16 protein-coding genes are annotated in these 9,150 nt (G+C 38.3%); 15 read left to right on the top strand and 1 reads right to left on the bottom strand.

The annotated features are described in order from the left end of the window. Nucleotides 1-372: 372 nt before the first annotated feature. The 12 genes from AB5903_RS21105 to AB5903_RS21050 all read left to right on the top strand — a co-directional run bounded on the left by AB5903_RS21105 (nt 373) and on the right by AB5903_RS21050 (nt 7,480). Nucleotides 373-1,698 carry a phage integrase SAM-like domain-containing protein gene (locus tag AB5903_RS21105; protein WP_272709859.1) on the top strand — a complete coding sequence of 442 codons (1,326 nt, stop codon included), beginning with the start codon at nt 373-375 and terminating at the stop codon, nt 1,696-1,698. Between the two features lie 92 nt (nt 1,699-1,790). Next, entirely contained in the window at nt 1,791-2,630 is an 840-nt protein-coding gene (locus AB5903_RS21100) for a hypothetical protein (RefSeq protein ID WP_272709860.1), read from the top strand. Between the two features lie 205 nt (nt 2,631-2,835). Beyond that, nucleotides 2,836-3,135, top strand: a complete 300-nt coding sequence (locus tag AB5903_RS21095; protein WP_272709861.1) for a helix-turn-helix domain-containing protein — start codon at nt 2,836-2,838, stop codon at nt 3,133-3,135. Nucleotide 3,136: 1 nt separating this feature from the next. Continuing rightward, complete coding sequence (locus AB5903_RS21090) at nt 3,137-3,457, top strand: hypothetical protein (RefSeq protein WP_272709862.1); 321 nt, start codon at nt 3,137-3,139, stop codon at nt 3,455-3,457. A 2-nt stretch (nt 3,458-3,459) separates the two neighbouring features. Further along, on the top strand, nt 3,460-3,888 hold the full coding sequence (locus AB5903_RS21085) for a hypothetical protein (protein ID WP_368118234.1): 429 nt from the start codon (nt 3,460-3,462) through the stop codon (nt 3,886-3,888). Continuing rightward, nucleotides 3,869-4,489, top strand: a complete 621-nt coding sequence (locus AB5903_RS21080; protein WP_368118233.1) for a hypothetical protein — start codon at nt 3,869-3,871, stop codon at nt 4,487-4,489. The genes AB5903_RS21085 and AB5903_RS21080 overlap by 20 nt, the downstream gene beginning before the upstream one ends. 137 nt (nt 4,490-4,626) lie before the next feature. After that, nucleotides 4,627-5,613 (top strand): DUF6371 domain-containing protein, encoded by a 987-nt coding sequence (locus tag AB5903_RS21075; protein WP_272709864.1) that lies wholly within the window; start codon nt 4,627-4,629, stop codon nt 5,611-5,613. Between the two features lie 4 nt (nt 5,614-5,617). Further along, on the top strand, nt 5,618-6,004 hold the full coding sequence (locus AB5903_RS21070; protein ID WP_272709865.1) for a RusA family crossover junction endodeoxyribonuclease: 387 nt from the start codon (nt 5,618-5,620) through the stop codon (nt 6,002-6,004). A 4-nt stretch (nt 6,005-6,008) separates the two neighbouring features. Then, the gene (locus AB5903_RS21065; protein WP_272709866.1) at nt 6,009-6,302 is read left to right on the top strand and encodes a hypothetical protein; all 294 of its coding nucleotides are present in this window, start codon (nt 6,009-6,011) and stop codon (nt 6,300-6,302) included. A gap of 11 nt (nt 6,303-6,313) precedes the next feature. Next, entirely contained in the window at nt 6,314-6,565 is a 252-nt protein-coding gene (locus AB5903_RS21060; RefSeq protein ID WP_272709867.1) for a hypothetical protein, read from the top strand. 8 nt (nt 6,566-6,573) lie between these two features. Beyond that, nucleotides 6,574-6,849, top strand: coding sequence for a hypothetical protein (locus tag AB5903_RS21055; RefSeq protein ID WP_147349163.1), 276 nt, complete (start codon nt 6,574-6,576; stop codon nt 6,847-6,849). A gap of 211 nt (nt 6,850-7,060) precedes the next feature. After that, complete coding sequence (locus tag AB5903_RS21050) at nt 7,061-7,480, top strand: hypothetical protein (RefSeq protein ID WP_272709868.1); 420 nt, start codon at nt 7,061-7,063, stop codon at nt 7,478-7,480. Between the two features lie 122 nt (nt 7,481-7,602). On the opposite strand, the gene AB5903_RS21045 is transcribed toward AB5903_RS21050, so the two are convergent. Then, complete coding sequence (locus AB5903_RS21045; RefSeq protein ID WP_272709869.1) at nt 7,603-7,860, bottom strand: helix-turn-helix domain-containing protein; 258 nt, start codon at nt 7,858-7,860, stop codon at nt 7,603-7,605. 173 nt (nt 7,861-8,033) lie between these two features. On the opposite strand from AB5903_RS21045, the gene AB5903_RS21040 reads away from it, so the two are divergent. The 3 genes from AB5903_RS21040 to AB5903_RS21030 are packed head-to-tail and all read left to right on the top strand — an operon-like array spanning nt 8,034 to nt 8,806. Further along, complete coding sequence (locus AB5903_RS21040; RefSeq protein ID WP_272709870.1) at nt 8,034-8,198, top strand: 1-aminocyclopropane-1-carboxylate synthase; 165 nt, start codon at nt 8,034-8,036, stop codon at nt 8,196-8,198. A gap of 18 nt (nt 8,199-8,216) precedes the next feature. Further along, on the top strand, nt 8,217-8,546 hold the full coding sequence (locus tag AB5903_RS21035) for an SH3 beta-barrel fold-containing protein (RefSeq protein WP_272709871.1): 330 nt from the start codon (nt 8,217-8,219) through the stop codon (nt 8,544-8,546). A gap of 50 nt (nt 8,547-8,596) precedes the next feature. Further along, on the top strand, nt 8,597-8,806 hold the full coding sequence (locus tag AB5903_RS21030) for a hypothetical protein (protein ID WP_272709872.1): 210 nt from the start codon (nt 8,597-8,599) through the stop codon (nt 8,804-8,806). Nucleotides 8,807-9,150: the final 344 nt, after the last annotated feature.

The following is a 9,150-nucleotide window of genomic DNA, read 5'->3' as shown; positions in this document are numbered from 1 at the left end:
ACAGAGCTTTCTTCCTGTTCAGACTGGCGAAAATTTATGCATAAGCTATGAATCCCTCAGGTTTTTACGTTGACCCTTTTTTACGTTGCTCCGCTTCCACCCGTTAGACAATGCTCGTTCCGAGCGTGCCCAAAAGAAAATCCCTCTCAGAAATAATCTGAGAGGGATTATTGAGGTTCCTGGCGAACCTCTTTTTCTTTATTTTGCTTATTTATTTAGTAAAATATAAAACATACAAACTATTAATATTCAATATATTATTTATTTTACAGAGAAAATAAAATTAAATGAGATAAAAAAATGTAGTACCAATGTAGTACCAAATTTAAAAGAACCTCTATATTTGTAGTACCAATCTAAACCCTAAAGATTATGGCAGCGACATTCATTTTGAGAACTGACAAAAGCGAGGGATATGCAACGTTATACGCTCGCATACAGAATAGAGTACCTAAGATTAATATTAGGGTATCTACCGGGCTGGAAGTTGATGTAAAGGAATGGAATAAGTCTTTGACTGGAGCGAAAGCATTAACAGCGTTCAGAAACGGAAAAGGCAAAGAGCTATTTCTCAAACTTGATGCTATTTCCTCAATGTTTGATGCCTTTATAAAGAATGGCATAGCTATTACTTCCGATATGGTAAAAGAACGCATCCATGAGATTGTGTACGCTGAACAAATAGCAGCAGAAAAAGAGCGTGCCAAAGCTGAGGCTAAAGCATTGGAAGAAGAACAAGCTACCGACTTCAACGATTTCATAACTCAATTCATACATGAATGCGAAACCGGAAAGCGGAAAAAGAAGGGAGGAACTACAAATATATCTCCCGGAACCGTCAAAAGCTACAAAGGTTTTCAGTCCCAGTTTAAAGCGTATCAAGAAACAAGGTTAAAAGTTATTGATTTTGAGGACTTGACAATAGAGTTTTATAATGACTTCCGGTTATTTCTCACTGATAAAGAGTATTCCCCGAACACTATTGCGCGGATGGTGAAGATATGCAAAACAATATGTTATGCGGCCGAGCAACTTAAACTAATGGATGCGGCAAACGTCCGGTTTGGTTTTGATGTAATCTATAAAGATGTTGATAATGTCTACCTGACAGAAGAACGCATACAGGAACTTTACGAATATGACCTATCCAATCGTCCGGCATGGGAGAAGGTGAAGGATGTGTTTGTAGTCGGATGTCTGACCGGACAACGTGTGAGCGACTATAAGCGTATCAATTCAAAGATGATTGTTACCCTAAGCGATGGGAACCGCTATATCAAACTAAAGCAGGAAAAGACCGGAAACGTAGTTTATATTCCTCTTGATTATCGTGTTGCTGCTATCCTTGACAAATATAACGGCACACTTCCCAAAGTATACGACCAAAAGATAAACGACCATATCAAAGAGATTGGCGAGGCTTTAGGATGGACGGAAATAGTAGAATTGGACGAACAACGGGGAGTAATGGAGTACACAGCAAAGAAACGCTTTTGCGACCTTCTTAAAACACATACATGTAGGCGTTCACTTGCTACCAATATGCAAAAGGCCGGCGCCTCCCTTAGTTCTATCATGGCAATAACCGGACATAGCAGCGAACAGCAGTTAAAAACGTACCTAAAATTAGATGAATCAGAAAAGAGTATGCTGGCAGCAAAAGAGAGTTATTTTACGAAATTAAGGATAGCAAGGTAGATGCAAGGGTGAGGTAATCTCTTTTCTTTATCTACACTATAGTCGCTATAGCTATATCTTTCATTAATAGTCAAAATTCAAAATCAAAACTTATGGAGTTTACTAAAACGGATAATCTTTCAGACATATTATTTAAGGCAATAGATATTATAAAAAGTGTAGGGTATTCTTTCCCGTCTATTCCATATTTAGATTCACTATTTACAGCATTAAGAACAATAAACGTAAGAGATGTATTAAATGAAATTTTAACCTCAGGAGACATAAAGGTAACATATCCTATGTATAAAATCAGACTTGAACCCCTAATTACATACGATAGAAACCTAAAAAATGACTCCATTTCTTTTGAAGGACACACCTTTATTTTTACTAATGCCTGCAATAGCCATAAACAAAGAGCAATAAGACATTATGGAACAGATGAAGCCGCAAAAGAATATTTTAGCAGTGTTTACACATTAACAAACATGGTGCAGATAATCGTCAACGATTTAAAAACAGCACTTAATTATATTGAAGAACAAGTAATAAAAACAAGTAATAATAGTTCTATGAATATTTTGGGAAAGCCATGCCAAAACAATGAAAGCGAGAATAATTATGAAATTAAAACAGAAAAAAAAGAAGCAGTATTATACATCTATAACTCATTAAACGGTGATGCTTTTGATTTAACCGAAGCACAATTCTGCACATTAGTAGAAAAAGCTGATTTCTCCTCTGTTTATGGCAAAAAAGAAGGAAATAAAGCTAAGACAAAACACATGATTAGCTGTTTATCTATCTGTATGGGCAATAATTGGTACAAAGATGCTGCTGAAAGTATAGGCATAAAACCTCAAAAATGTAGCGGTACGAATGTTGCTGAATATATTAAGAATAAATTGAAGAAAGAGAAGATAGGAGAAATAATAAGAAAAAAGCAATAGCCACACCACAGGGGCACCACAGTTTTTTTATCTCGATTTATGTAACGCATTAATACACAACCGTATTAGTGCGTTATTTTTTTACGTATAAGTAAAAAACACCTTTGTTGCACCACAATAACACCACAATCACCACAGCATAACTTTGTAAACGAAGATAAGGACGTGCGTACTCTGAACTTCATAACAAAAAAAAGGAATAGTTATGGAAAGATTAAATCAAACTCAGCAATCGGCTATAATTAGCTTATTTGCTCCCTTCATAGACGAAATTGTAAACAGAGTTTCAGAAAGGGTATTGTCTGTAACAGCAAAGAAAGAACCTAAGTTCTATACCCGGAAAGAAACAGCCGATTTACTTCATGTGACTTTACCTACATTAGCGAGGCTCACTAAAGACGGACTAATAGTTTCTAAACGTATAGGTAGTAGAATCCTCTATGAAGCTGATACTATTGATGAGGCTGTTAAAAAACAAGTAATCTTTAAATACCGGAGGGCTTAACATGGAAGAAAAAACAAGAGCGACCGAAGCCGCCCCGAAGATTGATACTGCAAATGTACACAATCCTAATGACTTGTGCAAAGTTCTTGATTACTTTCGCTATACGGTAGGCACAACTTTAGATTGCTTCTTTGCTACTGGAGTTCTCCGAAACTGTATTACTTGGTATGTTCGAGATTTGGAAAACATGGGCTTGCTGCAGGCTATTTATATTGCACCTGATAAGCGTACCCACTTTATGGCAAAGCATTATTCCGCAGACCCTCAAAAGTGGCAAACTAAGCCGCATAATACGCAATTTAATCTATTCGAGGAGGGGTAGCTATGGGAGTAAATGTATTACAAGAACTATCCGCAGAACAAACTAAGTTCAAAGCGGAAATGACAGAGGATAGATTTAGATATAAAAATTATGTTTTGGACTTATCGCAGCCAATCAATGAGCCAAAGTTTTTGTTTAGTATCGGCAATATTCCATCAATCCCGGCAGGTGAACTTATCGGGATTAAAGGGCGTGCCAAACAAGGTAAAAGCCAATGGGAATATATCCTTATTTCCGTAATGCTTGCCGGCATTTCCAAAGGTGATGTTATACCTTTACAAGACCGCTACAAGGTTTTATTATTCGATACGGAACAATCACAAGCGAGCTTAAAGAAATGCTGCCAGAGAGCCTTAAAGTTTGCCGGACTTCCTACCGATAAAAACGATACACACTTTCTCCCTTTTTTTCATGCGCCCCTTAACCATTGAAGAACGCAGAAAAACGATTGAAGATGCCATCAAAGAAGAAAAGCCCGATATTATTTTCATTGACGGTGTACGTGATTTATTGCAGGACTTTAACAGCCTTGAACAAAGTAACGAACTTATCCAGTGGCTTCTCTCCTTGACGGCTGAATATGGCTGTACAATTGTTTCAGTGCTTCATCAAAATAAATCAAAAGAAGATGGCAACATGAGAGGGCATTTAGGAACGGAACTTCTCAACAAGCTAACCGATTGTTTTGAAGTATCAAAGAAAGACGGAAAGTTTCTTGTTACCTGCACTGATAGCCGGAATGTACCCGCTACTGACTTTGCTTTCTCCATTGATGCTAACGGTGAATTTTGTGTAGAAGAAACAACAGATACAACCACAAACGCTGCACGTGTAGTAGACATTCAGAGAGTTTTAAAACTTTGCTTTGATAAATTGCCTAATTATGGATTTCGTGAGCTTGTTTCCGCTTATGCTTTGGAAGATGCGATAAGCGAAAGTACTGCCAAACGAAGAATATCAGAAGCGAAGAAAAACGGCTTTATAAAAGTGGGGTCAGACGGTAAATATACATTGAACCCAGGGCAGCCGTAGAAAGTGGGGTCAAGGGTCACGCCTTTATATTTAGGCGTGAACCCATGAACCCATCCACACTTTCGGGGTCAGTGAACCCAATTTGAACCCACTTGAACCCATGAACCCATTTTTAAACCCAAAAAGATTTTATTGATATGGAATATACATACAGCTTGCAGAAATACACCGGGCGAAACAGCCGCCATACGTGCCCGGCTTGTGGAAGGAAATTTTGTTTTACTCTTTATGTGGATGCGGCAGGAAATCCGCTTGCCGAAGATGTTGGAAGGTGTGAACATCGTAATTCATGTGGATATGAGAAAACCCCTAAGATGTACTTTGATGAGAACCCAACAGATTATAAGGGGTTCAGACCCACGCCAACGCCTCAACCGAAGAAAGAAGAAAAGACGGACTACATACCTTTTTCTTTGATACAACAAAGTGAAAGCACCAACAATACATTAATGGACTACCTACGGAAATACTTCACGGATGAGGCTCTAAACAAGATTACAGCCGATTATCATTTAGGAAGCACAAAAAAGCGTGAAATTATCTTTCCACAAATAGACAAGTTATCAATGTGTCACACTGGTAAAGTTATGAATTACGATACAGATGGGCACCGCGTTAAAGGGAAAATAGATGCCATAGACTGGCTGCACGCTCGTTTGATGAAGAAACAAGGGAAGCAAGCATCTGACTTTCATTTACGACAATGTCTGTTTGGTGAGCACCTTCTACCCAAAAGACCTAAAGATATTGTTTGCCTAACAGAAAGCGAGAAAGCCGCTATTATCGCCTCTATTGTATTCCCGGCCTTCGTTTGGGTGTCATGTGGTGGAAAACAAGGTCTTACACCGGAAAGATGTAAGGCGTTGGCTGGACGTGATGTGATTGTGTACGCGGATGCTGATGCGGTAGCAGAGTGGAACGAGAAAATAAAGAAACTCGATTATTGCCGGAACATAAGTTTGTCTAATTGGGCAAAAGATGAGGCCGCCAATAGCAAACGAGACATTGCGGACTTGATACTGGAGCAACGGAAGCACATGGAGAAACCCACTACAATAGGCGATGTTTGCCAATGGTTAGCAGAACTGGAAATACCGAAAGAACGTGCAGTAATTAATCTTTGATACTATGGAAATAGAAGTAATTCACGGTCAGATTATCGCCAAGGCCAACCATTACCAAGCCGTACCGGGCAAAGGTGACACAAAGCGCATTATCAAGGACGGAAAGATACGAGCTTATGAACGTAACTTCATGGAACAATGCAAGATGTATCGCAATAGGCGCATTTCAAGCCGTTTCCGATTGTTTGTCCGAGTATGGCATAGTTCGGAACGCTTCGACCTTGACAACTCGCTAAAAACGCTCCTTGATTGTCTGCAAATGGTAAATGCAATCACTGATGATAAACTTTGCTATCAGATTGAAGCGGAAAAGCATTTGGATAAGTATCACCCCCGTATAGAATTTGCCCTACTGGAGGTAAACGAACAGAAACAACTTTTTAATAATTAAAGATATGGAGTACAAAAAGATTATAGAACAGACAGACCGTTACGACATCGTACAATGGGAGTTTCAAGGGATGCCTATTACCTTCCGCTTATGGAAAGACGGTAGCGGCATTGTAGAAATTAAAGTAGATAGCAATTTTGCCAAAGCCAACGGTTACAAATCAGTTGATGATATGGCAGCAAAGACTATCGGTCAAGCAAAGTTCAATGAAATGTTTGGAGGTGTCCCGGAATGGATAAGGGCAAGCCCCGACGGTGAGTTTATCTTCGTGGGTATAAACCCAATATTGTTTAATTAAATTCTTCTATTATGACAGAGCAGGAAATTAAAAAGATAGATGAATGGACTGATAGCATCATTACTACACAAAAAACGATGCCGGGAGTTGACGGATATATTTTAAAGCATATCCTTCAAGAGGAAACGGGTATTTATCTTACATTGCCGGAATTTGAGAAGATGATGATTGAAAGGGGAGCTATCCGTACCCTGTCCGGTACTTTCCGGATTGCTTGCCCCAAAATAAGATTAAAAGTGAAAAAAGGAGATTATTTGTTATGACAAAACGGATGAAGCTAAAATTGTTGAGGAAATGGTTTGTACAATCACTCGCAAAGCCTATAAGGCTATCGGCACAGCATTTCGCCGAATTGCTTGAGGTGCTTTTCCAAGAAAACACCACGGAAGAGGACGCAACGGAATTAATGACACAAGCCGGGTTCATGGAGAGGAAAAGAAGCAGGGGCACATTCTATGTTGTCCCTACCGACGAGCTTTTGGGATATGCCTATAGAAATGGCATTGATGTTAGCATCTTTTTTGAAGGGCAAGGAAAGACCGGTTAACGATTGAATGACGTGTTTTGGGGTGGGAAATAAGAATTTTTGAGGCGTTTTTGCGTAGAAAAAGCTCACTTCGCATAAAGATATTACGGGAAAAGCCCCAATTGGCAATATTACAAATTTGCAGACCCGTTTTTAACGTACCATACAAACATTCATTCTATCGCAATAATAACAATGAAATATATTTATTAACTGTTTAATTTACAGACTTATGAAACAGAAAGTTTTTTTTGGAGTGAGAAAAGATAGTGAGAAATCCCTCTACGTGAGGAAAGGTGATAACGGGGAAATCCTTGTTAACAAGGTGGAAAACGGGCAGCTTATCGAAGAAAAAGATGCCGTTCACCTTGACATACAAGAAGCTCGTTTGTTGGGTATTCAACTGCTAAAACTATCAACCGAACCGGTAAGGAAGGACGGGGTAACTATCAATACCTCTGATATAGTAGAAAATATTACCGTATATCAAAGGATTAACCCAGATGATACATTTGCCAACACCGCTTGCTTTGAGGTCAACGAGGATGAGGAAACAGAAGATTATCGTACTAATAATGGGCTATCTCCTAATTTTAGTATAGAGGGTAAATCGTTGGAGAAACTTATCGCCGTACTGGCTAAGATTGTTTAAATCACTTGCTTGCCCAAAATAAGGATATGAAGCCCCAAACCGATATAACCGGAATGGGGCTTTTTCATTCTCTGTATCGGCCGTATCGCTTCCGATACACTTTTCAAAGTGGTACGATACACTTACTCAACCTTGATATTGATATTTTTACCACAGTGGGGGCATGTGAAAGAACCACCGTCTTCCTTACCTACAATTTCATCTTTTGATACTAACAACTCCCATATTTCTACACCTAAAGCGCCGGCAATCTTTTCCAACGTAGTGTATGATGGTTTTCCAGCTATAATTTGAGCAAGCCCCACAGTACTCATACCTAACTTTTCGGCAAACTCTTTTTGAGTATAACCTTTTTCTTTTATTACTTCTTTTATCCTCATAAGTATATCCTTTAATATTTACAGCACAAATATAAGTTAATAGTTTATCTATTATAGTATTTGGTTTAATAATAGATGTTAAATGTAAGCATTTACTTTATTCTTCTTATGGTTTATTAAAGTAAATACTATATCTTTGCATTGTCAAAGTTAAACAAAAAGATATAAGCCTTATGACAAGAGAAGATTTAAACCAGATGTGCAGAGAATACCAACAGGTATTAGTAATGAGTGAAGAACAAGTATTCGCCATGTACGAAGAAAGCAAAACAGAGTGCATCGCTTCTTTTGAGGCAGAAATCGACTTTTGGGAGAATCATTTCGGATATAAGTACTAACACATAAAATCTACCATTATGGCAACAGAATTTAAAAACAAGATGAGTGAGTTAATGAAGCAGGCTTGGATGCTTGTTAAAGTGTACGGTTTCTCAATGGCTGAGGCTATGAAACAAGCCTGGCAAGTTTTAAAATTGAAAGCGGCACTAAAGAAAGGTGTCGTAAAGTTCTACTATCAAAAGCTAAACGGAGAAATCCGTACCGCATGGGGAACCTTGAAAGAGGGCTTGATACCCGAAACAAAAGGCGCTGAACGTAAAAAGAACGATAGCCTTATAACTTACTACGATAATGAGAAACAAGCCTTTAGAAGTTGTAAGATAGCGAATTTGATAAAGATTGGATAGTTAACCCGGTGGGTATGTTTCAACCGTACCCACCATACAAGAAAATGACAATGGAAGAACTTCAAAAACGGCTTAGGGACGTTATTGCATCAATAGAACAAGAGAAACGGGAAATCATGGGATTACTTACCCCTATGGCTATAAGGAAATGCAATTCAAAACCGTCTAAACCCGAATTCAATCTTAAAAGTTTAAACAAAAATATCATAGCTAATTATGATATGAATAATAATTGTATTACTTTCGTTGGCATTCAGTAGAGTACTGTACAGTAAGAAGAAAAAATTAGAGAATTTCAGACAAAATATTAGGGATATTATTGCCACGTAAACAAGCATAGACGCACGTTGAGGTTCGACCAGCGAAATCACGTTATGATGCCCCGCCAGTAATACGGCTGGCGGGTATTATAAAATTATCGGCAATTGGTTTGTATCCCTACGTTTTGTGTTTAATTTTGTAATCCAATTCCATTAACAAATAATTGAATATATCATGTATTTAGGTTTTATACTTTGGGCAATTGTGGCTCAGCGGAAATATCTGGTTGGTAAGTTTTAAAATTAGCTATCTTTGCTTACCTTTGTTTTATGAAACCCGCACA

The organism is Bacteroides sp. 2201st1_D9_2201SCRN_220225, from assembly GCF_040928965.1.
GTDB classification, from domain to species: Bacteria; Bacteroidota; Bacteroidia; order Bacteroidales; family Bacteroidaceae; genus Bacteroides; species Bacteroides stercoris.
Note: the sequence above shows the minus strand (reverse complement) of the source record. Positions and strands in the feature narration are given on the sequence as shown.